The sequence below is a fragment of the Brevundimonas sp. SPF441 genome (genome assembly GCF_009661015.1).
GTDB classification, from domain to species: Bacteria; Pseudomonadota; Alphaproteobacteria; order Caulobacterales; family Caulobacteraceae; genus Brevundimonas; species Brevundimonas vesicularis.
In genome coordinates this window covers 1-26161 of sequence record NZ_WJWX01000030.1, presented here as the reverse complement: position 1 = coordinate 26161, position 26161 = coordinate 1, and the positions used below count along the sequence as shown (strand labels likewise).

At 67.4% G+C, this 26161-nt stretch carries 25 protein-coding genes and 1 tRNA gene; 17 read left to right on the top strand and 9 right to left on the bottom strand.

The window, feature by feature from the left end; translation table 11 throughout:
• Positions 1–28: 28 nt before the first annotated feature.
• A complete protein-coding gene (locus tag GGC30_RS14420) occupies positions 29–352 on the top strand; it encodes a hypothetical protein (RefSeq protein WP_055803275.1) in 324 nt (107 codons plus the stop codon).
• Positions 353–517: 165 nt separating this feature from the next.
• Here the strand turns inward: GGC30_RS14420 and GGC30_RS14415 are convergent.
• Positions 518–593, bottom strand: a tRNA-Ala gene (locus GGC30_RS14415).
• Between the two features lie 286 nt (positions 594–879).
• A complete protein-coding gene (locus GGC30_RS14410; RefSeq protein ID WP_055752793.1) occupies positions 880–1341 on the bottom strand; it encodes a TIGR02300 family protein in 462 nt (153 codons plus the stop codon).
• Positions 1342–1463: 122 nt separating this feature from the next.
• Between GGC30_RS14410 and aroA the strand changes: the two genes are divergently transcribed.
• The 7 genes from aroA to mscL all read left to right on the top strand — a co-directional run bounded on the left by aroA (position 1464) and on the right by mscL (position 6998).
• Entirely contained in the window at positions 1464–2786 is a 1323-nt protein-coding gene (aroA, locus tag GGC30_RS14405; RefSeq protein ID WP_370452009.1) for a 3-phosphoshikimate 1-carboxyvinyltransferase, read from the top strand.
• Complete coding sequence (locus GGC30_RS14400) at positions 2783–3052, top strand: hypothetical protein (RefSeq protein ID WP_153925610.1); 270 nt, start codon at positions 2783–2785, stop codon at positions 3050–3052. Before aroA ends, GGC30_RS14400 begins: the two co-directional genes overlap by 4 nt.
• Positions 3049–3330 carry a hypothetical protein gene (locus GGC30_RS14395; RefSeq protein ID WP_153925608.1) on the top strand — a complete coding sequence of 94 codons (282 nt, stop codon included), beginning with the start codon at positions 3049–3051 and terminating at the stop codon, positions 3328–3330. The genes GGC30_RS14400 and GGC30_RS14395 overlap by 4 nt, the downstream gene beginning before the upstream one ends.
• Positions 3331–3430: 100 nt before the next feature.
• Positions 3431–4075: a (d)CMP kinase gene (cmk, locus tag GGC30_RS14390; protein WP_153925606.1), complete on the top strand. Its 645-nt coding sequence runs from the start codon at positions 3431–3433 to the stop codon at positions 4073–4075.
• Between the two features lie 199 nt (positions 4076–4274).
• Positions 4275–5978 carry a 30S ribosomal protein S1 gene (rpsA, locus tag GGC30_RS14385; protein ID WP_017504363.1) on the top strand — a complete coding sequence of 568 codons (1704 nt, stop codon included), beginning with the start codon at positions 4275–4277 and terminating at the stop codon, positions 5976–5978.
• Between the two features lie 283 nt (positions 5979–6261).
• Positions 6262–6552 carry an integration host factor subunit beta gene (locus tag GGC30_RS14380; protein ID WP_039244165.1) on the top strand — a complete coding sequence of 97 codons (291 nt, stop codon included), beginning with the start codon at positions 6262–6264 and terminating at the stop codon, positions 6550–6552.
• A 23-nt stretch (positions 6553–6575) separates the two neighbouring features.
• The gene (gene mscL, locus GGC30_RS14375) at positions 6576–6998 is read left to right on the top strand and encodes a large-conductance mechanosensitive channel protein MscL (RefSeq protein ID WP_066624021.1); all 423 of its coding nucleotides are present in this window, start codon (positions 6576–6578) and stop codon (positions 6996–6998) included.
• On the opposite strand, the gene GGC30_RS14370 is transcribed toward mscL, so the two are convergent.
• A complete protein-coding gene (locus GGC30_RS14370) occupies positions 6999–8150 on the bottom strand; it encodes an N-acetyltransferase (RefSeq protein ID WP_153925604.1) in 1152 nt (383 codons plus the stop codon).
• 280 nt (positions 8151–8430) lie between these two features.
• Here GGC30_RS14370 and GGC30_RS14365 point away from each other — a divergent pair, with 280 nt between their 5' ends.
• Positions 8431–10365: a peptide MFS transporter gene (locus GGC30_RS14365; protein WP_153925602.1), complete on the top strand. Its 1935-nt coding sequence runs from the start codon at positions 8431–8433 to the stop codon at positions 10363–10365.
• Between the two features lie 69 nt (positions 10366–10434).
• Here the strand turns inward: GGC30_RS14365 and GGC30_RS14360 are convergent, their stop codons facing one another.
• Positions 10435–12519, bottom strand: a complete 2085-nt coding sequence (locus GGC30_RS14360; RefSeq protein WP_091748842.1) for a TonB-dependent siderophore receptor — start codon at positions 12517–12519, stop codon at positions 10435–10437.
• Positions 12520–12688: 169 nt separating this feature from the next.
• Between GGC30_RS14360 and GGC30_RS14355 the strand changes: the two genes are divergently transcribed.
• A complete protein-coding gene (locus tag GGC30_RS14355) occupies positions 12689–13618 on the top strand; it encodes a TraB/GumN family protein (RefSeq protein ID WP_228763757.1) in 930 nt (309 codons plus the stop codon).
• Between the two features lie 3 nt (positions 13619–13621).
• Here the strand turns inward: GGC30_RS14355 and GGC30_RS14350 are convergent, their stop codons facing one another.
• Genes GGC30_RS14350 through GGC30_RS14330 form a run of 5 tightly spaced genes read right to left on the bottom strand, consistent with a single transcriptional unit; the run spans position 13622 to position 18254 of the window.
• Positions 13622–13909: a hypothetical protein gene (locus GGC30_RS14350; protein WP_045809440.1), complete on the bottom strand. Its 288-nt coding sequence runs from the start codon at positions 13907–13909 to the stop codon at positions 13622–13624.
• A 59-nt stretch (positions 13910–13968) separates the two neighbouring features.
• Entirely contained in the window at positions 13969–15399 is a 1431-nt protein-coding gene (gene tldD / locus GGC30_RS14345; RefSeq protein WP_153925598.1) for a metalloprotease TldD, read from the bottom strand.
• 60 nt (positions 15400–15459) lie between these two features.
• Complete coding sequence (locus GGC30_RS14340; protein ID WP_153925596.1) at positions 15460–16515, bottom strand: hypothetical protein; 1056 nt, start codon at positions 16513–16515, stop codon at positions 15460–15462.
• A 42-nt stretch (positions 16516–16557) separates the two neighbouring features.
• Positions 16558–17325, bottom strand: coding sequence for an ABC transporter permease (locus tag GGC30_RS14335; protein WP_153925594.1), 768 nt, complete (start codon positions 17323–17325; stop codon positions 16558–16560).
• Positions 17322–18254, bottom strand: a complete 933-nt coding sequence (locus tag GGC30_RS14330; RefSeq protein ID WP_153925592.1) for an ABC transporter ATP-binding protein — start codon at positions 18252–18254, stop codon at positions 17322–17324. The genes GGC30_RS14335 and GGC30_RS14330 overlap by 4 nt, the downstream gene beginning before the upstream one ends.
• 165 nt (positions 18255–18419) lie before the next feature.
• Between GGC30_RS14330 and GGC30_RS14325 the strand changes: the two genes are divergently transcribed.
• From GGC30_RS14325 to GGC30_RS14295, 7 genes are all read left to right on the top strand, one after another.
• Positions 18420–19775, top strand: a complete 1356-nt coding sequence (locus tag GGC30_RS14325; RefSeq protein ID WP_370452007.1) for a hypothetical protein — start codon at positions 18420–18422, stop codon at positions 19773–19775.
• Positions 19776–19819: 44 nt separating this feature from the next.
• Entirely contained in the window at positions 19820–20638 is an 819-nt protein-coding gene (gene ccmI, locus GGC30_RS14320; protein WP_153925588.1) for a c-type cytochrome biogenesis protein CcmI, read from the top strand.
• Between the two features lie 70 nt (positions 20639–20708).
• Complete coding sequence (gene ccmE, locus GGC30_RS14315; protein WP_153925585.1) at positions 20709–21215, top strand: cytochrome c maturation protein CcmE; 507 nt, start codon at positions 20709–20711, stop codon at positions 21213–21215.
• On the top strand, positions 21212–23200 hold the full coding sequence (locus tag GGC30_RS14310) for a heme lyase CcmF/NrfE family subunit (protein ID WP_153925583.1): 1989 nt from the start codon (positions 21212–21214) through the stop codon (positions 23198–23200). Before ccmE ends, GGC30_RS14310 begins: the two co-directional genes overlap by 4 nt.
• Positions 23197–23703 (top strand): cytochrome c-type biogenesis protein, encoded by a 507-nt coding sequence (locus GGC30_RS14305; RefSeq protein WP_153925581.1) that lies wholly within the window; start codon positions 23197–23199, stop codon positions 23701–23703. Before GGC30_RS14310 ends, GGC30_RS14305 begins: the two co-directional genes overlap by 4 nt.
• A gap of 108 nt (positions 23704–23811) precedes the next feature.
• The gene (locus GGC30_RS14300) at positions 23812–25350 is read left to right on the top strand and encodes a Do family serine endopeptidase (RefSeq protein WP_153925579.1); all 1539 of its coding nucleotides are present in this window, start codon (positions 23812–23814) and stop codon (positions 25348–25350) included.
• Between the two features lie 84 nt (positions 25351–25434).
• Positions 25435–26106 carry a response regulator transcription factor gene (locus tag GGC30_RS14295; protein ID WP_017504381.1) on the top strand — a complete coding sequence of 224 codons (672 nt, stop codon included), beginning with the start codon at positions 25435–25437 and terminating at the stop codon, positions 26104–26106.
• Positions 26107–26161 lie beyond the last annotated feature (55 nt).

Genomic DNA, 26161 nt, shown 5'->3' with positions numbered 1-26161 from the left:
GAAGTCCTTAGACTTAAGAAAGATCACCATGTCCGCATTCACCATCGTCACCACCAGCGCCGTTCAGGGCAGCGAGGCCGCAGAGGTCAACACGTTGACGGACGACTTTTCCGACGCCAGCGAGGCGGTGGGCTATGCACGCCGCATGGCCGACGAGATGATCGACATGGCCGATCAGCTGCTGCTGGATTTCGATTACAGCAATGTCGGCGTTTATGAGGGCGACCTGCTGGACGAAGACGTCACCCCGGATCACCCCGCGCTGATCGGCGTCTGGGTGTTGGATGAAGAAGGCTCGGCCTTCGTGCCGGCCGAAGAGTTCCGGCAAGGGTCGACCGAAGTCGAGAACTGACCGGCGGCTATCGCGGCGGGAGGTTCGGATCGAGCCGCCTGCCGCATTCGTCATCGGACGATAGGCGAGCGCCTAGTCGCGCGCCCAGTGGCGACTTCTGCGGATCGAAAATGTGGGTGAGGATGGCCGTCCCTCCGAACACCTTGCGGTGCTCGGAGGTGACGATGGTGGAGCTTAGCGGAGTCGAACCGCTGACCTCTTGCATGCCATGCAAGCGCTCTACCAACTGAGCTAAAGCCCCGGACCTGTCGGTCTGGATCGCCCGGTTCATCTTGCGATGGCCCCCGGCGAGGCGGCGGAAACTAGGTCAGGCTTTTTCTGCGATCAAGCCCGTTTCGAGATTTATTTTCACCGCGTTCCTAAAGGTGAAAATACGCAGATTTTTCAAACCGAAAGGTGTGAAAGGCCTGCTGTCCCGCCGCGTCTCCCTAACGGGAAATGCGGCGGGTGCAACAAGAATCTGAGCCTATCCACAAGCCCCGAAGAAGACGGGCCTCATGTAGCGCGAAGCGCGATAGGCCCGAAAATCAGTCGTCGTCGCGCGACGGCTTGGCGATCTCGTCGTCGATCGAGTCGTCGTCTTCGTCTTCGATGAACGGCACGGAGTCGTCATCGTCGTCGGCCAGCAGATCGTCGTCGCCGTCGGTCGAGCCCATGCCGGCTTCTTCCGAGGCGTCAGCCGGGGAGTCCTCGTCCTCGTCGTCCGGCGTCAGGATCGGCTCGTGGCCTTCCTCGTCGATTTCCGGCGTCTTGACGTCGTCTTCCTCGTCCTCGTCGCCGTCGACCTTCTTGTCCTTGACCTGATCTTCCGTGTCCTCATCGTCGGACGGATAGCCGGGACGGGCGCGGCGGCTGCGCAGCTTCATCGCCTCTTCGGGATCGAAGTCGGTTCCGCATTTGGGGCAGTGTGCAGGGCGACGGTTCAGGTCGTAAAACTTCGCCTGGCAGTTTGGGCAGACCTGTTTGGCGCCCAGTTCGGGATTGGCCACGTTTGGATGCTTTCAACGGGTTGAATTCGGGGCGGTCCCTTGCCACCCCTTTGACCCGCTGTCAAAAGCTGTCTTTCGCGCCGCCCGCGCGGCCCTTCGCACAATACAGCCTGAAGCGGGTGATCATGCCGTCCCAACTGACTTCGCGCCGCGCCTCCGCCCTGACCGGAACGGTCCGCGCGCCGGGCGACAAGTCGATGTCGCACCGGTCGATGATCCTGGGCGGAATGGCGTCGGGCGTGACCGAGGTCGAGGGCCTTCTGGAAGGCGACGACGTCCTGGCCACCGCCCGTGCGGTCGAAGCCTTCGGCGCCAAGGTCGAGCGGACCGGCGACGGCAGATGGCGGATCGAGGGGGCGGGGGGCTTTAAGACGCCGGCTTCGGTGATCGACTGCGGCAACGCCGGAACCGGGGTGCGCCTGCTGATGGGCGCGGCGGCCGGCTATCCGCTGACGGCGACCTTCGATGGCGACGGCTCGCTGAGAAAGCGGCCGATGAAGCGGGTCACGGGACCCCTGGCGGACATGGGTGCGGCGTTCGACTGGCAGGCGGCCGAGGATCGGCTTCCTGTGGCCGTGACCGGCGGCGCGCTGAAGGCCATCGACTATGTGCAGGCGGTGGCTTCGGCCCAGGTGAAGTCGGCCATCCTACTGGCGGGGCTGAACGCCGAGGGCGTCACATCGGTGGTCGAGCCCGAAAAGAGCCGGGATCACACCGAGCGGATGCTGCGGGCCTTCGGCGCCGAGGTGGGCGTCGAGGAGCGGGGCGAGGGCTGGAAGGTGACGCTGAAGGGCGGGCAGGCCCTGACCGGGACCTCCGTCGCCGTGCCGGGCGATCCGTCTTCGGCGGCGTTTCCCCTGGCGGCGGGTCTGATCGTTCCGGGGTCCGAGGTCACGGTCGAGGGCGTGATGCTGAACCCGCTTCGCACCGGCCTGTTCGACACCTGGATCGAGATGGGCGCCGACCTGACCATCACCAACCGGCGTGAGGCCGGGGGCGAAGAGGTCGGCGACATCACCGCCCGTCACTCGTACCTGAAGGGCGTGGTCGTGCCCGAGGATCGCGCCGCCTCGATGATCGACGAATATCCGATCCTTGCGGCGACGGCGGCCTTTGCGGACGGCGTCACCGTCATGCGCGGCGTGGGTGAAATGCGGGTCAAGGAAAGCGACAGGATTTCGCTGATGGTCGAGGGGCTGCGCGCCTGCGGCATTCAGGTCGAGGAGGAGCCGGAGGGCTTCATCGTCACCGGCGCCGGCCAGGGCGGGTCGGTGCGTGGCGGCGGCCTGGTCCACACCGCCCACGACCACCGCATCGCCATGAGCCATCTGGTCTTGGGCCTGGCCGCCGAACAGCCGGTCTCGGTCGACGAGCCTGGGATGATCGCCACCAGCTTCCCCGGCTTCGTCGAGATGATGAACGGGCTGGGCGGGCGGATCGCGTGAAGCCCGCGCGCGACGTCCTCGGTCGGGGCATCGCGGTCCTCGGTCTTCTGACCTGTCTGGGCGGAGCCGGCTGGACGGCCTGGATCGTCTGGCAAGGTGTGACGACAGGCCGGGTCTCGGGCAAGCATGGCGCCGTGCATCTCAGGGCCGAGGGCGACGCCTTCTTCTATTCGACCGTTGCGCTGAGCGGCGTCGCCTGTCTGCTGTGGCTGGGTCTGGCGGCCTTCGCGGTCGTGGTTCTGGCGCGTTGGAAGGCATGGTCGTGAACCGGCCGGGGCCGTCGGGCTGGATCAAGCCGATCCTGACGCTGGCGATCGCGATCCTGATCGGCTGGTTCTGCGTGATCGGAGCCCGTGAAATCGTCCAAAGCCTGGATGCCGGGGTGCTGAACAACCGAAAGGGGCCGGACGTTCTGTTGTCGGAGCGCCCCGTGCTGTTTTGGAGCGTCCTCGGCTTCTATGTGGCGTCGGTTGCGGCAGGGGCGGGCCTGGCGGTCCTGCTGGCCAGCCTTGCAATTCGTGATTTGGTCGGACGCCAGGACTGAGGGCTTCGGCTGGATTGGTCGGGCGATCCTCGCTATCAGGTTCGGCCTCCCGTGCGTTTGGGATCGAGATTGAAATGCGCCACGCGCTGCGGAGACCTGCTTGACCCTGATCATCGCCGTCGACGGACCGGCCGCCTCTGGCAAGGGGACCATCGCCGCGCGCCTGGCCCAGACCTATGGTCTGCCGCATCTGGATACGGGGCTGCTGTACCGGGCCGTGGGCGCAAAGGTGCTGGCGGACGGCGGATCGTTGGATGACGAGGCCGCGGCGACGCAGGCGGCGCGGGGCCTCGACGCGGCGGGCCTGTCGGACGATCCGCGCCTGACGACAGGTGAGGCGGGCGAGGCCGCCAGCCGTGTCGCCAGCTTCGCCGGCGTGCGGGCGGCTCTGCTGGAACTACAGCAGGCCTTCGCGGCCCAGGCGGGCGGCGCGGTTCTCGACGGACGCGACATCGGCACGGTGATTGCGCCGAACGCTCAGGCCAAACTGTTCGTCACCGCGACGCCCGAGGTGCGGGCCACGCGCCGCTGGAAGCAGCTGAGCGCGCGCGGATCGGACATCGCCTTTGACGCCATGCTGGCCGACATCCAGCGCCGCGACGAGCGCGACGCCGGGCGCGGAGCGGCCCCGATGGTTCAGGCCGATGACGCGGTCTTGCTGGATACGACCGATCTGGGTATAGAGGCCGCCTTCGATGCGGCCCGCCGTATCGTCGAGGCGGCGCGCGCGAAACACGGTCTCTGACCTGCCCTCGCAAATCCAACGCTCCCACCCTCGGCCTCCGCGGGCGTTTTGATCGTTCTGAACGGCCTCGCATCCCGACGACCTGATTCCATCTTTTCCCATCGCCCCGCGCGCCGCCTTTCGCTGCGTCAGGGGTCCACCTCGCGCGGGATCGTCCTTCGGTCACGCGCCACAGCCCCACTGGAAACACCAGAGCTTCATGTCTGATACTCTCAACCCCACGCGCGACGACTTCTCGGCGCTGCTCGACGAACAACTGTCGGGTCGCGACTTCGGCGAAGGCCAGGTCGTGCACGGCCGCGTCGTCGGCATCGAAAAAGACATCGTCATCATCGACGTTGGTCTGAAGACCGAAGGCCGCATCGCCATGCGCGAATTCGGCCAAGGCGACGACGGCGCCCTGCCCAAGGTCGGCGACAACGTCGAGGTTTACCTGGAGCGCGTCGAGAACGCCCTGGGCGAAGCCGTCATCAGCCGCGACAAGGCCCGTCGCGAAGAAGCCTGGACCCGTCTGGAAGTCGTGTTCGCCGAAGGCCAGCCGGTCAACGGCGCCATCGTCGGTCGCGTCAAGGGCGGCTTCACCGTCGACCTGGGCGGCGCCTCGGCCTTCCTGCCCGGTTCGCAAGTCGACATCCGTCCGGTCCGCGACGTCGGCCCGCTGATGGGCAAGGAACAGCCCTTCGCCATCCTGAAGATGGACCGTCCGCGCGGCAACATCGTCGTGTCGCGTCGCGCCATCCTGGAAGAAGCCCGCGCCGAACAGCGCACGGAACTGGTCGGTCAGCTGGCCGAGGGTGAAGTCCGCGAAGGCGTCGTCAAGAACATCACCGACTACGGCGCGTTCGTTGACCTGGGCGGCATCGACGGCCTGCTCCACGTCACCGACATGTCGTGGAAGCGCGTTTCGCACCCGAGCCAGGTTCTGGCCGTCGGCGACACCGTCAAGGTCCAGATCGTCAAGATCAACCCGGACACCCAGCGTATCTCGCTGGGCATGAAGCAACTGCAGTCGGACCCCTGGGACGGCGTGGAAGCCAAGTATCCGGTCGGCGCAAAGTACACGGGCCGCATCACCAACATCACCGACTACGGCGCCTTCGTGGAGCTGGAAGCCGGTGTCGAGGGCCTGGTGCACGTCTCGGAAATGTCCTGGACCAAGAAGAACGTCCACCCCGGCAAGATCGTCTCGACCTCGCAGGAAGTCGACGTCGTGGTTCTGGATGTCGACGCCTCCAAGCGCCGCATCTCGCTGGGCCTGAAGCAGGCTCAGGACAATCCGTGGGACGCCTTCGTCGCCAACAACCCGATCGGTTCGACCGTCGAGGGCGAAGTCAAGAACGCCACCGAGTTCGGCCTGTTCATCGGCCTGGACAACGACATCGACGGCATGGTGCACCTGTCCGACCTCGACTGGTCAGTGTCGGGTGAAGAGGCCATCCAGCGCTACCGCAAGGGCGAGATGGTCAAGGCTAAGGTCTTGGACGTCGACGTCGAGAAGGAACGCGTCTCGCTGGGTATCAAGCAGCTGGGCGGCGATCCGATCGGCGAGGGCGACACCTATCGCCGCGGCCAGCAGATCACCGTCACCGTGACGGCGATCGAGTCGGGCGGCATCGAGGTCAAGTTCGGTGAAGACGACGCGCCGGTCACGGCCTTCGTTCGCAAGTCGGACCTGTCGCGCGACCGCAACGAGCAACGTCCGGAACGCTTCGCCGTCGGCGACCGCGTCGACGCCATGATCACCGCCGTGGACAAGGCCTCGCGCCGCGTCTCCGTGTCGATCAAGGCGCTGGAAATGAAGGACGAGCAGGAAGCCATCGAACAGTTCGGATCGTCCGATTCAGGCGCTTCGCTGGGCGACATCCTGGGCGCCGCGCTGAAGAACGCAGGCACCAAGGACTAAGGCTCAAGCCGAGGGGCGCACCGCGTCCTTCGGTCGCCTTGCTCAATCCGCAGAGCGCCGCGCGCTCCGCGATAGCGACAAAGAATGAGGGCGGCGGGAGCAATCCCGTCGCCCTTTTCTCTGTCTGGCACACCCCTGTGTCCACTTCCGGACATTTTTCTTGCGAATGGCGCGCATCATTGTCGGATAAGGGCTTTTTACAGAGCCTGTCGAAGGTTAGGGTGTGGGCTCTGGATCGACGGCGGGCGAAACAGCCCGTCATTCCGAGCTCGCGGGGGCGCAGATGATCAAGTCCGAACTGATCGAGAAGCTTGCAGCCGAAAACACCCACCTGACCCACGCCGAGGTCGAGCGGCTGGTCAATGTGATCCTCAACACCATGACCTCGGCCCTGTCCGAAGGCGGCCGGGTCGAGTTGCGCGGTTTCGGCGCCCTGTCGGTGCGGTCGCGCCCCGCGCGTGCGGGTCGCAATCCGCGTACTGGCGAAACCGTCGAGGTGCCTGCCAAGGCCGTCCCCTTCTTCAAGAGCGGCAAGGAGCTGCGCGAGCGGCTGAACGCCTCGGGCGACGCCTGATCTAACTTTCTTAAGGAAATCTCATGAGCCTGCTGTCGGAGTTTCGCGAGTTCGCGGTCAAGGGCAATGTCGTGGACCTGGCGGTCGGCGTGATCATCGGTGCCGCCTTCAACGGCATCGTCAAAAGCCTGGTCGATCAGGTCGTGATGCCGCCCATCGGCCTGATCACCGGCGGCATCGATTTCTCGGAATTGGAATGGGTGCTGAGGGCTGAGAACCCGGCGACCGAGGCCGTCGAGAAGGTGGCGATCCAATACGGCGCCTTCCTGAACACCGTGATCCAGTTTCTGATCGTCGCCTGGGTCGTCTTCCTCGTGGTCAAGGGCATCAACGCCCTGCGTCGTCAGGAAGCCGCCAAGCCCGATCCGGCGCCGGCCGCGCCGACGGCGACCGAAGCCCTGCTGGCAGAGATCCGCGACGAGCTGAAGGCCCGCCCTAACGCCTGATCAGGCCTTGGACACGCGCCCGCCCAAGGTCGGGCGCGTGATTGCGGCGTCAGCCAAGGGTTTGGGCATCGGCGGCGTGCGCGAACAGATGCCGTAGTCGCCGTCGAAAGGGGTCGGCGCCCAGGCGGCCGCCAGCGCGGGGTCGTCGATGATGGCGTGACAATGTCCCCAGCCGCCTTCGCGCCGCGCCGTCTTCGCCAGATCGCCCAACTGCGCCAGCAAGCGCGGCGTCACCATCTGCAGCCGCACCTTGGCGGCGCCCAGCGCGCGGGCGTTGTCGATCAGCGCCTGCGTCAGAAGCGGGATCGCATCGGGCGCCGTTTCCAGCGCAATCAGGTCGAGGATGTCCAGAGAGGGCGGCTCGATCAGGCTGGTCTTGGTCATCTGCGCCATCGCCATCCCGACGATACGGCTATCCCTGACGCAGGCCAGCATGACCGGCGGCAGGCTCAGGTCGGGGTCCGCCAACCGCCAGCGCAGGATTTCCGGACTGCGATCCGCCAGCAGACGCTCTTCTTGCGACAGCCGACGCCAGAAGTCCGCATAGGGTGAGGCGTCCGACAAATCGCGCAGCACTGTCACCCCAGCCGGCAGCACCAGCGGCGTCTGGCGAAACACGCGCCCGTTCATCAGCCGCTCGCCCAGACGCGCGGCGGTTTCGGCGGAGGTGCGGCCCAGCAACAGGCGCAGACCCCGACCCTGAGCGCAGGCCAGACGGTCGGCGATCCACGACAGCTTCAGTCCATGACTTTCGGCCGGCCAGGGCTTCATGTCGAACAGGCCGTACAGCGGCGCCGAGCGGGCATTGGCGTTGAAGGTGTAGCGGGCGAACAGGCCTCGCTGTTTCAGAAAGGTGCGGATCAGCGGCCGGCTGGCGCCCTTCTGGCTGGGCGGCACGATGATCGAAAAGCCGGTGGCGCCGAAGTGGTCCTGGGCGCCCTGGCGAAACCGTTGGATGAAGTTGCCCAGCATGGCGACGGCGTCGTCGTCCTCGTCGGCCACGACCCATCCGGCGGGCGCGCCCAGCGCCAACCGCGCCGGATTGGCCTCGAGCCAGCGCCATCCGGCCGGCGACCGCTCGGGCCAGCCGACCTGACGATGCAGCCGGTTCAGCGCCGCATGGTCTGGAGCGTCGATCGGTCTGACAGACATCTGGCGCGCCTTCCCATTATGAAACCGCGAGCGTTTCTGACAACCGACCTAGCAGGATGTGCGCCATCGGGCGTCACCCAGGGTTGTTTTTCGCTTTCCTCGCGCGTCGCTCGGGCGCCCCGCGACAGCCTTAACACTTGTTCGGATTCGCCCGCTGTGCTGGGTATGCGCCTTTCGCGCGCCCGATAAGCGGCGCGGCAGTTGGGAGTGAGCCGTTGAGGACGGATTTGGGGAAGGCGCGACTTACACGACGCGTGAAGACGATTAGGGGGACTCGCGCATGAACATCGTCGTCGCCCTTGGACTGATCATCACCTTCGCCACGGGCGTGCCGGTGCTGATGCAGATCCTCAAAAACCACCCGCGCGGACTGATCATCCTGTTCTTCGCAGAGATGTGGGAGCGTTTCTCCTACTACGGCATGCGCGGCATCCTGATCTTCTTCCTGACGCAACATTTCCTGTTCGACGACGCCATGGCGGGGTCGACCTACGGCTCCTACACCTCGCTGGTCTATCTGCTGCCCCTGCTGGGCGGCATCATGGCCGACCGCTTCATCGGCACGCGCAAGGCCGTCGCCTTCGGCGCCCTGCTCCTGGTCGCCGGTCACGGCATGATGGCTTTCGAGGGCCGTCCCGCGACCGAAACCCTGACCTACGCCGGTCAGACCTATCAGATCGACGCCGAAGGCCGCGGCGCGGCGCGTGAAGTGTCGATCGTCGTCAACGGCCAGAAATACGCCTTTGAGGCGGCCGAGAACGGCCTGGCGATCGAGAACCTGCCCGCCGCCTCGCCGCTGCCGGCCGTGCTGCCGACCGGCGAATACAAGATCGACGCGACCCGCGACATGGCGGGCGTGAACGTCTTCTATCTGGCGGTGTCCTTCATCATCATGGGCGTCGGCTTCCTGAAGCCCAACATCTCGACCATCGTCGGACAGCTCTATCCGCAAGGTGACCCGCGGCGGGATTCCGGCTTCACCCTCTACTACTACGGCATCAACCTCGGCGCCTTCTGGGCGGCGGTGCTGTGCGGCCTTTTGGGTCAGACCGTCGGCTGGTGGGCAGGCTTTGGCCTGGCCGGCGTCGGCATGGCGCTGGGCTGGGTGGTCTTCGTGCTGGGCAAACCCCTGCTGCAAGGCAAGGGCGAGCCTCCGGCCGAAGCCAATCTGAGCAAGCCCATGCTGGGTCCGATCAACCGCGAATGGTCGATCTATCTGCTCAGCATCCTGGGCGTCGGCGTCGTCTGGTTCATGGTCCAGCGCAACGCCCTGGTGGGGTGGGTTCTGGGCGCCGCCACCGTCGCGTCGCTGCTGTTCATCCTCTACGTCATCGTCAAGGTTTGCGAGAACAAGGCGCAGCGTGAGCGAATGATGCTGGCCCTGGTGCTGATCTTCGGGTCGGTCGTCTTCTTCACCCTGTTCGAACAGGCCGGCACCTCTCTGAACCTGTTCGCCGACCGTAACGTCGATCTCAGCATCACCCCGCAGGCGTTCCAGCTTCTGGGCGTCACCGTCGGCACCCCGGCCCAGATCGCCGCCGCTGGTCTCAGCACGTCGGGTCCCTGGATCGACGCCACCATCACGGCGGCCCAGACCCAGTCGTTCAATGCGGGCTTCATCCTGATCTTCGCACCGATCATGGCCGCGCTCTGGTCCTTCCTGGGCAAGCGCAACCTGGACCCCAACCCCACGCTGAAGTTCGGCCTCGGCCTTCTCCAGGTCGGACTGGGCTTCATGATCGTGGTGTGGGGCGCCGGCATGGCCAACTCGGCCTTCCAGATGCCGCTGCTCCTGCTGGGTCTGCTCTATCTCTTCCACACGACCGGCGAGCTGTTCCTGTCGCCAGTGGGCCTGTCGGAAATCACCAAACTGTCCGTCGCCAAGGTGGTCAGCTTCATGATGGCCGTCTGGTTCCTGGCCAGCTCCATCGCCCAATATGTCGGCGGCTGGATCGCCGGCCTGGCGGGTACGGAGACGGTGGGCGGCCAGGTGCTGAACCCGAGCCTTGCGCTGCAGACCTCGCTTGAAGTGTTCAAGCTGCTGGGCCTGTGGGGCATGGGCATCGGCGTTGCCTTCATCGTCATCAGCCACTTCATCAAGGGCTGGTCGCATGGCGCCAATGACGGGGACAACCATCCCGGCCCGGCGCTGAACGACCGCGGTCAGGAAGATGGCAACGTCGCCCGTCCTGCGGCCTCGACGCCCAGCCACTGATCGGCGCCTGATCAAGGAAAAGCCCCGGCGGAGCGATCCGCCGGGGCTTTTTGCTGCGTGAAGCGCGCCTCAGAAGGTCTTGCGGACCCGCAGGGAGACGAAGGTGCGCGGGTCGATCGAGCGCTCCTCGACGAAGGCGACCGTGCGCGGATTGCGCGTGGCGTAGACCGTGCGCTGCTGGGTGAAGTCGTCCCACAGGTTCAGCTGGGCGCGCAGCGACAGGGTCGGGCTGGGCTTGTATTCGACGAAGGCCTCCAGATAGTCCGCGCCGCGCCAGGCGAAGGTCTGGTCCGGATCGTAGGTCGCTTGGCCCAGACGCGGCAGCCAGTTGATCCCCCACTGGGTCTTCCAAGAGGTGATGTCCTGCTGGAAGCCGACATTGGCCTGGCTGGGACGCACGCCCGAGATGCGGCGGTCCTCGCCCGTGGTCGGGTCGGTGACGCTGGTCTTGTTCCAATCGTTCCTAAAGGTGAACCGGGCGCCCGAAATCCCGACCTTGTCCAGCGGCACCACGACATTCAGCGACAGCTGATCCAGCGTTCCGTCGCCGATGTTGCCGGTCGCCGACAGGCCACCGGGCAGGGGCAGGCGGTCAATCACGTCGATGATGCGGTCGTGGCGATAGCCGATCGAGACCACGCCCTCGCCCCAGAAGCGGCGCTCATAGGACAGCTCGGAAATCCAGCGCTGTTCCGGCTCCAGATCGACGTTGCCGCCGAACACCGTGCCGTCGCTCAGCTCAGCCGAGGCGGCGAAGTCGCCAAAGTCCAACTGACCCAGTTCGCGCTCGAAGCGGAAACGCAGCTGGTTGTCGGCCATCGGCGTCCAGGTCGCCAGCAGCCGCGGCTTGGCGAAGAAGAAGCTCTTTTCCTGATCCGCATCGCCCGATTGGCTGATGGTGGAGGCCTCGAGGCGCACGCCGCCCTCCAGCGTCAGCTTCGGATTGATCCGCCAGGTCGCCTTGCTGAAGGCCTCGCCGCGCGTCTCCTCGACCTTGACCGAGGCGCTGGGTAGGGGCACGCCGACGCCGCCGATGGTGAAGGCCTGGTTCACGTCCAGCATATTGTAGGCGATCTCGGCGCCGGCCTCGATTGTCAGGGCGGGCGAGCGTTCGTGACGCACCAGGGCGCGCAGGATGGATTCCGACGAGTCGCCGTTGGATTTGAACTGCTGCTCTGGCGCCGCCGTCCCGTTCAGGGTCTCATTGCTGCCCGAGACGCTGTCAAAGCTGGAGAACTCGTGGATCAGACGAGTCTCTAGTGTCCAGCGCGGGTTCAGGGTGCGGGTCCAGGTCAGGCCCAACTCACCGGAATCGCCGTCTTCGGCGTAGTCGCTGCGGCGCAAGGAGGTTGGCGACGAAAGCTCGGTCCAGTTCTGATAGTCGTTCAGACCATAGCGGGCGGTGCCTTCCAGCTTTCCGCCGAACAACGGGCCGGTGTAGTTGCCGCGAATACCTTGGCCGCCGCCCCAGCCGTCGTTCTCGTACCGCTCGTCGCGGATGACATCGCCAGCGGCGTTGCGACGGACCGAACGGCCGACGCCGTTGGAATCGCTGGATCCCATGCCGTCCGACAGGGTCACGCCCCAGCTGCGGTCGCCCTTGTTCTGCGTGAACTGATAGGAGCCGCCATAGATGTCATGGCCGCCTTCGAACAGCATGGCGTTCCAGGTCAGGATCGACTGGCGGCTGTCGGTCGTCTTCAGGATGACGTTCACGACGACGGAATAGCCCTGCATGTCGATGCCCGGCGCACCGCCCCGGATCAGTTCGATGCGCTCGACCTGATTGGCCAGGGTCCGGCCCAGGACGTTCGAACCCGAATCGTTCTTTGAGGCGGGGCGGTTGTTGTTGATCAGCACATTGCCGACCGCCCCTTCAAAGCCACGCGCGCCCGATCCGTTGTCGATGGAGAAGCCGGGGACGCGGTTGACCATGTCGAGCGCCGTATTCGGGCGCTGGGCGGCGAAGAAGTCCGGCGTGAAGACCAGTACGCCGCGCTGGCTGGCGTCGGCCAGGGGCGCCTGGTTGGTCGGGCCGGTCGGCACCGGGGCCTCGGCGACTTGTGGCCGATCTGTGGTGGAAGCGTCGCCGGCGAATGCGGCGCCGGCGGTGAAAAGCAGGGCGGTGCTGGCCAGCAGCAGGGTCTTTGTCATTGGTCTTCCCCTCGGGTGTTGGCGAGAGGTGTGCCGATCCGCCGCGTTCATCTCCAGTTACAAGGCCGCAAGGTGGATTAAATCGACGACATCATTACAGCGATTTCATTACACCAGCGACAGTAATGAAGTTTACAGCAATGTAATGATCAGACGCTCATCTTCTTTATTGCTTTTACTTGCCGCGACGGCGCTGACGACCGCGCCTGCCGTCGCGCAGGATGCGCAATCGGACGCCGTCGAGGATATCGTCGTCACCGCCCGCCGGATCGAGGGGCCGATGTGGGAGGTGCGGCGCGGCGACAGCGTCCTGATCCTGGTCGGATCGATCGACGGTTTGCCCAGAAAGATGGAGTGGCGCACCGACGCTCTCATCTCGGCGGTTGATCGTGCGGACCGCGTTCTGTTTCCGGTCGAGGGGCGGGCGTCGCTGGCCGATGTGGGCCGGCTGATCTGGCGATTTCGGACGCTGACCCGTTTGCCGAACGGGCGCACCAGCGCCGATTATCTGTCTCCGGACCTTGAGGCCCGGGTCGAAAGCCTGACAGGCGAAGGCCCGACCCGCGACAGCATGCTGATCCTGTCGGGCGATCTGATGGAACTGGGCGGTTACAGCAGTGGAGGGCGTCCGGTGTCCGGCCTGGTCCGTCAGGCGACGCGCGCCAATCGCACACCCGCTGAACCCGTCGGAATCTTCAGGGGTGACGAGCTGATCGAAAAGGTTCTGACGACGCCGCCGGAACGCTACCTCGACTGCATCGACGCTGCGGCGACGGCGGCGGAGGCTGGGGTCGAGGCGGGCGCGCAACGTGCGGAGAACTGGCGTCTGCGCCGGATCCCGGCCGTGTTGGACTCGCCCTTGGAAAAGGCGGCGACGGCCTGTTCCTACTGGTCGGTGATGGCTCAGGCGGACGATCTGCGTCGCATATGGAATACGGCGGTGGACAAGGCGCTGGCCGAAGCCGGAGTCACCTTCGCCATTGCGCCTTTGCGGCTGTTGGCCGAGCCGAACGGCGTACTGGATCGGCTGGAGGCGGAGGGGCTGGAACCGATCGGTCCCGAATGGCGCCCCTCCGCCCCCGCTCAATCGGCGCGCTAGAGCCTACTTGCGTTCCGGAACGGCGTCGCGGGCGGCTTCGCCGATGTTGTCGGCGGCGTTGCCGACGCTCTCGGCCGCGCCGGCGATGGCGTTGTCCTTGACCGCGTCGCTGCGGTTCATGTTCATCAGGAAGTAACCGATCACCAGCACGGCCAGCAGGCCGACGATCAGGGCGACGATGGCGCCCATGCCGCTGCCGCGACGCTCGACGACGGTGGTGGGCGCCGCGCTGGTCTCAGTGATGCGTTCAACCCGGCCATCGGGATGTTGGACTTCGCGTTCGGTAGGCATGGTGTTTCCTCTCCAGTGTGGCGGGGAAACACGCTTCGTGACGATACGGTTCCGCTCGCTCAGACGGCGGTGCCGCCGACCGTCAGGCCGCCGATCTTGAGGCTGGGCTGACCGATGCCGACGGGCACGCCTTGTCCGGCCTTGCCGCAGACGCCGACGCCCGGATCGAAGGCGAAGTCGTCGCCGACCATCTGAATCTTGGTCAGGGCGGTGGCCCCGTCGCCGATCAGGGTCGCGCCGCGGACGGGTGCGGTGATCACCCCGTCCTCGATCAGATAGGCCTCATTGCACTGGAACACGAACTTGCCGTTGGTGATGTCCACCTGGCCGCCTGAGAAGTTGGCGGCGTAGAGGCCGCGCTTCGTATTGGCGATCATGTCGGCCTTGGAGTCCCGGCCAGCCTCCATGAAGGTGTTGGTCATGCGCGGCATGGGCATATGGGCGAAGGACTGGCGCCGGCCGTTGCCGGTTGCGGCGACACCCAGCTGACGCGCCGACAGCCGGTCATGCATCAGCCCGACCATGATTCCGTCCTCGATCAGCACGGTGCGCGAGGTGGGCGTGCCCTCGTCATCGACCGACAGCGATCCACGCCGTCCGGCGATTGAGCCATCGTCCACCACGGTGACGCCGGGGGCGGCGACGCGCTGGCCCATCATGCCGTTGAAGACCGACGACCCCTTACGGTGGAAGTCGCCCTCGAAGCCGTGGCCGATGGCCTCGTGCAGCAGTACGCCGGGCCAGCCGGCGCCCAGGACCACGTCCATCTCGCCCGCCGGACAGTCGACGGCGTCCAGATTGACCAGGGCCTGACGCAGGGCCTCGTCCACCTGGGCCTGCCAGCGTTCGGGCGCGACCCAGGCCTCGAATCCGGCCCGGCCGCCGGCGCCGGACGAGGCGCTCTCGCGCTTGCCGTTCTGTTCGACGGTGACGGAGACGTTCAGCCGGACGAGGGGGCGAACATCGCGCACCGCCCGTTCGTCGGCGCGCAGGATTTCGATGGCGCGGCGTTCGCCGATCAGCGAGGCGGACACCTGAACCACGCGCGGATCGCGGGCGCGCGCCCAAGCGTCGATCTCGGCCAGCAAGGCGATCTTGTCGGAGAAGGCGGGCGAGGCGAGGGGATCGACCTCGCCATACAGTTTCTGATTGGTGGCGCGGGGCCCTTCGGCGACCCGGGCCTCATGCCCCTGTTTGGCCAGGGCCGCGCTGTCGGCGGCGCGACGCAGTGCGGCGGCCGAGATCTCGTTGGCGTGGGCGTAGCCGGCGGTCTCGCCTGCTACGACCCGCAGGCCGAAGCCCTCGGTCGCGTCATAGGCGGCGGACTTCAGCCGACCGTCGTCGAAGACCAGGCTCTCGCTCTCGGACCGCTCCAGGAACAGTTCGCCGTCGTCGGCGCCGGCCAGGGCCGTTTTCAGGATCGACAGGGCTTCATCAGTATCGACGCCGGCGGCGTCGAGGATGGGCGGCGGGGAGGCGTGAACGGTCATGGCCTGTAGGTAGGGGCTGAAGGGCGTTTCGTCACCTGCCCCGGCGCGCGAAACCGCCGATCAGTCCAGCGGCTGGGGCCGCGTCACCACCGGACCGTCGGGATCGCTGCTCGACGGACGTGCAGCGGTCGGGGCGGGAGTCGGGGCCGTCGGCACGATCACCAGCGGCTCGGTCGTGACGGTCGGAGCCGGCGTGGACGGCGCCGGGGTGGCCGTCGTCGGCGCACGCGTCGTCGGTTGCGTCGTTGCGGCCGACGCCTGGGGCTGGGTCTGCGTGCGGGGCGCGGCCGTCGTCGCGCGCGGCGTTGTCGTTGCCGGCGCGGAAGCCGTCGTGGCGGGCGGTGCCGGTGTGGTCGTCGCGGCAGGCTGTTGCTGTTCGGTCGCGACGACAGGGGCGGCGTCGGCAGGAATCGTATCGGCCGGCGGGGCGGTCAGAGGCGCATCGGCGACGACGGCGGGCGTGGACGTCGCCGGGGTCGAGGCGGGACGCATCGCGAACCACAGGCCGCCTCCGGCGACCAGAAGGGCGACGACCCCGACTCCGACATAGAGCGGCAGGCGCGAGGTCTTGGCGGGCGCACGGGCGAAGCTGGGCGTGATCGGCGCAGCCGCAGGCGAAACAGCGGGTCTGGCCGCGACCGCTGGGGCGGCGACAGGTTCGGCCGCGACCGGCTTCGGCGCAGGGGCGGGCGTCGTCTTGGGCGCCGGCAGGGGCCGCACGGTGAGATCGGGTTGAGCGTCCGGCGCCGGCTGCGGCCTGGGCTGCGGCGGCGTTGGAGTCTGGGGTTGAGGCTGGGCCTGGGCCGGGCGCGCCGTCGGGATCAGCGAACCGCCCAGGATGCTTGCCCCCTGCGGACGAGGCGCGGGACGCGGCGCGGGATTGGCGGGCGTCGTCTGACCCTTGGCCGGCGCGACGCCGGAGGCCAGGCTCTGGGTGTGGATCGAGGCCTGCTGCTGTTGCGGCGTGGGCTTGCGCGGCGGCGGATTGGGAATGCGGTCCAGCGGATTGGGCGCGACCGGCACCGGTCCGACGTGGAAGGTCGTCGCGGGCATACGCCCCCAGGTCACCGGCTTGCGGGCGAAGGGCTGGGGCGGGGTCTTCTGGTCGTCGGACATGGTCTTCTCAATCGCTGGCGATCTGGCCCGTTTCGTGACGGATCAGTTCTTGAGCCGGTAGCCGGTCTTGAACATCCACATGACAATGCCCAGGCAGACGGCGAAGAAGGCCAGGGTGGCGGCGACGCTGACGCCGATGGCCACATCGCCCTGACCATAGAAGGCCCAGCGGAAGCCCGAGATCAGATAGACCACAGGGTTGAACAGCGTCACCGCGCGCCAGCCGTCAGGCAGCATGTCGATGGAATAGAAGGCGCCGCCCAGGAAGGTCAGGGGCGTCACGACCAGCATCGGGATCATCTGAAGCTGCTCGAACCCATTGGCCCAGACCCCGATAATGAAGCCGAACAGGCTGAAGGTCACCGAAATCAGGATCAAGAAGGCCATCATCCAGACCGGATGCAGGATCTGCAGCGGCACGAAGAAGGCCGCCGTCGCCAGAATGATCAGCCCCAGCACCGCCGACTTGGTCGCCGCCGCGCCGACATAGGCCAGCACGATCTCCAGCGACGACACCGGCGCCGACAGGATTTCGTAGATCGTCCCCGTGAACTTGGGGAAATAGATGCCGAACGAGGCGTTGAAGATCGACTGTGTGAACAGGCTGAGCATGATCAGCCCCGGCACGATGAAGGCGCCGTAGGGCACGCCGTCCACTTGCTGCATCCGGCTGCCGATCGCGCCGCCGAAGACCACGAAATACAGGGCCGTGGTGATCACCGGGGTGACCACGCTCTGCCACAGGGTGCGCAGCGCCCGCGCCATCTCGAAACGATAGATGGCCCAGACGCCGTATCCGTTGAAGGTCATGCCGCGGCTCCGTTCTGGTGGACCAGGCTGACGAAGATGTCTTCCAGCGAGCTCTGGCGGGTGTTCAAGTCCTTGAAGCCGATGTTCAGCGCCTCAAGCCGGCGGATCAGCGACGGCACGCCCGTGTCGTCAGCGTTGGCGTCGAAACTGTATTCCAGCTCGCCGCCTTCGTTCTTCAGCGTCAGGTCCCAGTCGGACAGTTCGGCGGGCAGGGCGGCCAGCGGCTCGATCAGGTTCAGCGTCAGGGTCTTCTTGCCCAGCTTCTTCATCAGGGCCGACTTCTCCTCGACCAGGATCAGCTCGCCCTTCAGGATCACGCCCACCCGGTCGGCCATCTCTTCGGCCTCTTCGATGTAGTGGGTGGTCAGGATGATGGTCACGCCGCGCTCGCGCAGCTTTCTGACCATGGCCCACATGTCGCGGCGCAGCTCGACATCGACCCCGGCGGTCGGCTCGTCCAGGAACAGAATGTCCGGCTCGTGGCTCAGGGCCTTGGCGATCATCACCCGCCGCTTCATCCCGCCCGACAGGGTCATGATCTTGGCGTCGCGCTTGTCCCAAAGCGACAGGTCCTTCAGCACGCCTTCAATGAAGGCGGGGTTCGGCGCCTTGCCGAACAGGCCCCGGCTGAAGGTGACGGTGGCCAGCACGGTCTCGAAGGCGTCGGTGGTCAGCTCCTGCGGCACCAGACCGATCTTGGTGCGGGCGGCGCGGAAATCGGACTGGATGTCATGGCCGTCGGCGACCACGGTCCCGGTCGTGGGCGTGACGATGCCGCAGACGATGGAGATCAGCGTGGTCTTGCCCGCGCCGTTCGGTCCCAGCAGGGCGAAAATCTCGCCCTTGTCGATCGTCAGGTCGATGCGCTTCAGCGCCTGATGCCCCGACTTGTAGGTCTTGGTCAGGCCGTCGATCTCGATTACGGGCATGGGCTTTCCTTTCCGGCGCGCGCGGCGGCGCGGGCCGGGTGTGGCGGCAATATGGCGTGCCTGACGCCTGACTCAAGTGGCGGCGCCGTCTCAATAGACGCCAAGTCGTTGTTAACCCGATTGTCGCACGGTGCCAGCCTGAGTTGAGTTTTGGCAGGAGCTTTCGTGCCGTCCCTGTCCGCCGCCCACCACGCCGCTCTGACAGCGATCGTCGAGGCCTGTCCCGACGCATCGCTGGGGATGCTGGGCGCAGCCGTGGCGGCGCTGAAGGGCGACAAGGCGGCCGAACTGGCGAACATCGTCGCCGCAGAGGCGCGCGATCGCGCCCGTCGCGGCACGGCCTTCGCCCCCCTGCTGCCGCTATTTCAGCCGCGCGCCGACGGCGTGCCGGCCCTGGTCTTTCCGCCTCGGGTCCTGAAACGGGTCTGGCGCGAGGCGGTGCAAGGCGAGGAGGATTTCCTCCCGCTGCTGGACGGCGCCGTGGCCGTGGACGGCGAATGGACCCTGGCCGCCGATCGGCTGTGCGCCAAGGCGGCCGCCGTGCTGCGCGACCGGCCGCGCGACGTCTGGCCGGAGTTTCAGCGCCCCGCCGACGACCAGCCCCCATCCACCCCGGTCGAACTGGCCGGCTGTTTCGACCTGACGCCTCTGGCCCGCAGCGCCTTGCCGCGCCTGCCCGTCTGGCTGGAACGCCCCGACGACAACCAACTGGCGGGGCTCAGGCTGCTGATCCAGGACTGTCTGGCGATGTCGCCGGACGGCGGGCGGCGCATGATCGACATCCTGTTCGCCCATGTGGCGGACGCCGAGCGGATGCTGCGGGTCGTGACGCGGACCAGCCGCCTCGCAGACCGCGAAATCACCCTCAGCCACTCCGAGATGGGCGTCTTCGTCGAGCGGCTGCTGACCTCCGTCCAGGCGCGGGTGCAGAAGATCGCCGGCGTGGTCCGTTCGTCGCTGGGCGAGACGGCGATGCTGGGCGTGGTGGACGACGTCAACTGGTGCGCCGGCGTGCTGGCCGAGATGGACCTCAGCCTGCAGGTGCGGCCCGATTCCAGCTGGGGCAAGGCGGCGCGGATGGCGCGGGTCCAGGTGTCCGGCCAGCTTTCCGGCCTGATGAAGTCCGCCTCCAGCGCCGTCCACGCCGCCCTGCCGATGAAGCGTCAGGTCATCACCGGACGCATGACGCGGATGTCGCCGTGGCTGGAGGCGCCGGCCGAGGGCGAACCGATCGAGGCTGCGGCGGCCTTGCTGGCGGCGGTGGCGGCCCTGCGCGGCGCGGCCGTCACCTTCGGCTGCGAAGCCGATCGCTCGGGACTGAAGGCCGACCTGACCGAGTACCTCTCCACCTGGTCCGACGAGGCGCTGAACAGTCTGTCGGACGGCGAGGCCGAAAATCCGGACCACGTGCTGCGTCTGATCGGGGTCGCGGCGCGGTTCCTGACCGTGATCGAGGCGCTGGAGGCGGCGCGCGCGGTCAGGCGACGCGCAGCCTCAGCGGAAATGGCGCGGCTGGGCTGAAACGACGCCTCGCCGGACGTTCGCGGATGGGTTAGACGGCGAAGATGATCGTGTTCTGGATAATGACGGGACTGGCGGCGGCCCTGGCCGCCCTGCTGGTGCTGACCGGCGCACGGCGCGGCGCCGATCCGGCGGGAGGGGCCGAAACCCAGGCCGGCTCGCGCGAGATCGAGGAACTGGATCGGTTGAAGGCGCGCGGCCTGCTGGACGAGGCGGCCTATGCGGGTGCGCGCGCCGAGGCGGGGCGGCGGCTTCTGGCCGTTTCGGCGACCACGACCCCAGTGGCCGGCGTCAGCGATCGGTTCTGGGTGCTGGGCGGGATCGGCGTGACGGTCGCGGGCGCGCTGGGCCTCTATGTCTTCACCGGCTCGCCCGGCCTGCCGGATCAGGCCTATGAGCGGCGTGTCGACGATTGGGCCGCCAATCTGGATCGGCTGGAGCCAGCGCAACTGGCGGCAGTGACCGCGCGGGTCGTTCAGGAACGGCCCAAGGATCGGCAGGCGCTGGCCATGCTGGGCGCGGCCCGGTTCGCCGCCGGCGATCCGCTGGGCGCCGCCTCCGCCTTTCGCCGTCTGATCGCCCTGGACCCCCGTGACGCCCAGGCCTGGGCGCGACTGGGCGAAAGCCTGGTCGTCGCCAACGACAACCAGATCGGCGGCGACGCCGAGGCCGCCTTCCGCGAGGCCATGAAACTCGACCCTGATCAGCTCGGCGCGCGCTTCTTCCTGGGGGAAGCGGCGTTGCGGCGCGGTGACGCCGCCGAGGCCCGCACCCTGTGGACGCCCCTGATCGCCGCGCTCGACCCGGCCGATCCGCGCCGTCTGGATCTGGAACGCCGACTGCCGAAGGGCGGCGCGCAATGACGCGTTGGTCCTGCGCGACGACGGCGGTATATGCCGCCGGTCCGTCCTTGGAATCCGGAATGTCCGTCGCATGAGCTGGCTGCCCAAATCGCCGAAGGCGCGTCGCCGCCTGTGGGTCGTCGCCGCCGTGGCGCCGATCCTAGCGCTGGCGGTCGGCCTGTCGCTGTGGGCGATGCAGGACAGCGTGACCTTCTTCTATTCGCCGTCCGAGGCCACCGCCGACAAGGCGCCGGAGGGCCGCAACATCCGCCTGGGCGGTCTGGTCGAGGCCGGCAGCGTGCAAAAGTCTGGCGACGGCGTGGTCGCCTTCGTCGTCACCGACAACGCCGCCACGACCCGCGTCGTCTATCACGGCGACCTGCCCGACCTGTTCCGCGAAGGGCAGGGGATCGTGGCGCAAGGGGCCTTCAGCGCCGATCGCACCTTCCACGCCAGTCAGGTCCTGGCCAAGCACGACGAGAACTATATGCCGCGCGAGGTCGCCGACCGTCTGAAGGAAAAAGGCGAGTGGCGGCCGGACGGCTCCGAAACGCGCTCAAGCAGGCCGCAGGCCGATAGCGCGCCGACCCGCTTATGATCGCCGAGCTTGGGGCCTTCGCCCTGGCGCTGGCGCTGGCGCTGTCGATCCTGCAAACCGGGCTTTCGGCGGCCGGACGCGCGCGGCGCAGCCCGGTCCTGGCCGGGGCCGCCCAGAGCGCGGCTTTGGCGGCGGCGGCGGCGGTCGCGCTCAGTTTCGCAGCCCTGATCTACGCCTTCGTCGTGTCGGACTTTTCGGTCTCCAACGTTGCGGCCAACAGCCACACCGACAAGCCGATGCTCTACAAGGTCGCCGGCGCCTGGGGCAGCCACGAGGGGTCGCTTCTGTTGTGGTGTCTGGTGCTGACCGTCTTCGGCGGGGCGCTGGCGCGGGCGCGCGGCCTGCCGTTCGGGCTGAAGGCCTCGGCCGTGGCGGTGCAGGGCGCGCTGGGCTCGCTGTTCCTGGCCTTCGCCGTCTTCACCTCCAGCCCCTTCACTCGTCTGGACCCCGCGCCGTTCCAGGGCGCATCGCTGAACCCGCTGTTGCAGGACCCGGCGTTGGCCGTGCATCCGCCGTTGCTCTACGCCGGCTATGTCGGGTTTTCGGTCTGCTTCTCTCTGGCGGTCGCGGCCCTGATCGAGGGACGGGCGCAGACCGCCTTCTGGCCCGCCTGGGGGCGCTGGGTCCGACCCTGGGCGCTGGCCAGCTGGGCCTTCCTGACCGTCGGCATCACCCTGGGCTCCTTCTGGGCCTATTATGAGCTGGGCTGGGGCGGTTGGTGGTTCTGGGACCCGGTCGAGAACGCCTCCTTCATGCCTTGGCTTGCGGGCGCGGCCCTGTTGCACAGCGCGGTCGTGACCGAGCGGCGCGGCGCGCTGTCCGGCTGGACCGTGTTTCTGGCCCTGCTGGCCTTCACCTTCTCCATGCTGGGCGCCTTTTTGGTGCGGTCGGGCGTGCTGACATCCGTCCACGCCTTCGCGGTCGATCCCCAGCGCGGGCTGATGTTGCTGGCCATTCTCGGCGTCACGGCCGGCGCCGCCTTCGCCCTGTTCGCCTGGCGCGCGCCGCAGCTGAAGGGCGGGGGACTGTTCGCGCCGGTCAGCCGCGAGGGGGCGCTGGTGCTGAACAATCTGTTCCTGACGGCGGCGGCCGCGACCGTATTGCTGGGCACCCTCTATCCGCTGATTTTGGAAGCGGCGTCCGGCGCGACCATCTCGGTCGGCCCGCCCTATTTCGCCGCCACCTTTACCCCGCTGATGATGGTCGCCTTCCTGATCCTGCCGGCCGGCCCGCTGCTGGCCTGGAAGCGGGGCGACCTGCCCGGCGCGATGCAGCGTCTGGCGGTCGCGGGGGGTCTGGCGATCGTCGGCGCGCTTGCGGCCTACGCCCTATGGGAGCCGAAGAAGGCCTTCGCCGCCGCCGGCATCGGCCTGGGCGCCTGGCTGATCCTGGGATCGCTGTCCGAGGTCGCGGAGCGCACGCGCCTGTTCCGCGCCTCGATGGCCGAGACGCTGCGCCGACTGAAAGGGCTGCCGCTGGGCGCCTGGGGCATGACCCTGGCGCATCTGGGTCTGGGCGTCTTCATCCTTGGGGCGGTGGTCGAGACGGGCTTCAAGGCCGAGGCCGCCCGCGCCGTCTCGTTGGGCCAGAGCGTGTCCGCCGGACCCTGGACCGTCACCCTGGACGACGTGCGCGTCGTCGAGGGACCGAACTATCTGGCCGAGCAGGGCCGACTGACCGTGCGCGCCACGAACGATCAGGGCCGCGCCAGCACCGTGACGGCCGAGCGCCGCTTCTTTCCCGCCGGCGGTCAGACCACCACCGAAGTCGGCCTGGATTTCCGGGGCCTGGACGACGTCTATGTCGTGATCGGCGAACGGGCGGGCAGTCCCGAACAGCCGGCCTGGGTCGTGCGTCTGTACTGGAACCCCTGGGCGCGACTGATCTTCCTGGGGCCGATGATCATGGCGCTGGGCGGGGTGCTGTCGCTGCTGGATCGTCGTCTCAGGCTCGGGATCGGCGCGCGCCGGCGCAAGACCCCATGAAGCGCTTGCTAGTCCTGATGGCCGCGCCGCTCGTGGCGCTGATGCTGACGGCGGCAGAGCCGCCCGCCACACCCGACCGCCCCTTGCCCGATGCGACCCAGGAGGCCCGGGCCCAGGCCCTGTTCAAGGACGTGCGCTGCGTCGTCTGCCAGCACGAGGCCATCGCCGACAGCCCGGCGGGCGTCGCCGGCGACATGCGCCGCCTGATCCGCGAGGAGATCGCGGCCGGCGCGTCGGATCAGGCCGTGCGCGACGATCTGGTGCGGCGCTTCGGCGACTATGTGCTGTTCACCCCGCCGGTTCGGGCGGGGACCTGGCTGCTGTGGTTCGGCCCGTTCGCCCTGTTGCTGCTGGCCGCCGCCGTTCTGGCCCTGCGCGCACGCCGTCGTCCGGTTGAGGCCGTCCCCCTGACGCCCGAAGAAGAACGCCGACTGGACGAAGTTCTACGAAATGAGAAGCTTCGCCGCGATCCTGACGCAACCTCGCCTCACGACGGGCGCTAGTCGAGATCAACGATCGGCGGTCGGGATTGGCGCAAAGCCGGTTCGGCCTATATCAATCGCGAAACCGGCGCCCGTCTGGCGCTGGACAAGAGGATCGCAAGGACCACGATGCTGAAGCGCAAGGAGTTCATTCTCGGGGCCGCGGCCGGCCTGACCCTGGCGGCGGCGGCGACCGCCGGCGGCGTCATCAACTGGCCCGGCGCGCACGCGGAACCGCAGGCGGTGAACCGGATCACCCCAGTCCCGGCAAACGGCGACGCCTTCACGCCTCCGCCGGGCGCGCCGAGCAGCTTCGCGACCATCTTCGACCAGGTCTCGCCCGCCGTCGTTCAGATCGACGTAACGGTCAAGGTGGACCAGCCCCAGGGCGGCGCCTTCCAGATCCCCGGCCTGCCGTTCCAGTTCGTCCCGCCGCAAGGCCGTGGCGGTCAGGGCAATGACGAGCCGCAGACGACCCAGGGTGCCGGTTCGGGCTTCTTCATCTCGCAGGACGGCTTCATCGTCACCAACAACCACGTCGTCGCCGACGCGACCGAAATCAAGGTCAAGATGTCGGACGGCCGCGAACTGCCCGCCCGCCTGATCGGCCGCGATCCCGGCACCGACCTGGCGGTGATCAAGGTCGAGGGCAACGACTTCAAATACGTCAGCTTCGAAGAGACGGCCGAGCCGCGCGTGGGCGACTGGGTCATCGCCATCGGCAATCCTTTCGGCCTGGGCGGCACCGCCACGGCGGGCATCGTCTCGGCCAAGGCCCGCGACATCGATCCGTCGGGCTACAACGACTACATCCAGATCGACGCCGCCATCAACCGGGGCAACTCGGGCGGCCCCACCTTCGACATCCACGGCCGCGTCATCGGCGTGAACTCGGCCATCTATTCGCCCACGGGCGGCTCGGTCGGCATCGGCTTCGCCATTCCGGCGGACACCGCCAAGACGATCACCGAACGCCTGATGCGCGGTCAGTCGATCGAGCGCGGCTATGTGGGCCTGGGTCTTCGCACCCTCAGCCCCGACGGTTGGGAAGCCTTGGGCCAGCCCAAGGATTTCAAGGGCGCTCTGATCGAAAGCGTGACCGAGGACGGTCCCGCCTCGCGCGCCGGCGTCCAGGTCGGAGACCTTCTGGTCGGCGTGAACGGCCAGGCGGTGGCGAACAGCCAGGAAGCCACCCGTCGGGTCGGCGCGGCCAAGCCGGGTGACACCATTCGCCTGGAAGTGATCCGTGACGGTCGTCGCCAGACCTTGAACGTGCGCTCAGGCACCCGTCCTTCGGAAGAGGAACTCGCCGCGTCAGAAGAGGGCGGAGGCGCCAATCCGGGGCAGAGCCAGCCTGGACAGGGCGACACGATCGAAGGGCTCGCCGTCACCGCGATCACGCCGGCCGCGCGTTCGCGCTTCAGCCTGCCGGCCAGCGTCAACGGCGTCGTGATCACCAATGTCGAACAAGGTTCGGCTGCGGCGCGCCTCGGCTTCCAGCCGGGCTTCGTCATCACCCGCGCCAATGATCGCAACATCACGTCCGCCGCCGATCTGCGCGCGGCTGTGGCGGCGGCCAAACAGGCGGGTCGACCCAGCATCCTGCTGTTCGTGCGCACGCCGCAGGGCACCAGCCCGGTGCCGTTGAAGTTCGCCACGGGCGAATGATCGGCTTTCTGACCAAGCCTTAACTCGTCAATCGCCGCCGATGCGCTACCATCGGCGGCGATTTTGATTCCGGGAGGGGTTTCGATGCGGATTCTGGTGGTCGAGGATGACGCCGAGGCGGCGACCGCCATGGTGCGGGGCCTGTCCGAAGCCGGACATGAGGTCACCCACGCCGTGGACGGCGCCTTCGGCCTGCTGGAATCGCAAAAAGGCGGCTACGACGTCTATGTGGTGGACCGGATGATGCCGCGTCTGGACGGCGTCGGCATGGTCGAGACGGTGCGCAAGGGCGGCGATCAGACCCCGGTCCTGTTCCTTTCGGCCCTGGGCGAGGTCGAGGATCGGGTCACGGGGCTGAAGGCCGGTGCCGATGACTATCTTGTCAAGCCCTACGCCTTCGCCGAACTGATCGCGCGGGTCGAGGCCCTGGCGCGCCGTCGTGAGACCGGCGGGGTGCAGACCGTGCTCAAGGTCGGCGACCTGGAAATGAACCTGATCGGCCGCACCGTGCATCGCGGAACGACCGAGATCGATCTTCAGCCGCGCGAGTTCCAACTGCTCGAGTTCCTGATGCGCCACGCCGGCCAGTCGGTGACGCGCACCATGCTGCTGGAAAAGGTCTGGGAATACCATTTCGACCCCCAGACCAACGTCATCGACGTCCACATCAGCCGCCTGCGCTCCAAGATCGACAAGGGCTTCGACCGCGCCATGCTGCAGACCGTGCGCGGGGCGGGGTATCGGTTGGAGGCGTGACTTGAGATCCTCCCCCGCAATGCGGGGGAGGGGGACCGCCGGCACGGCGGTGGAG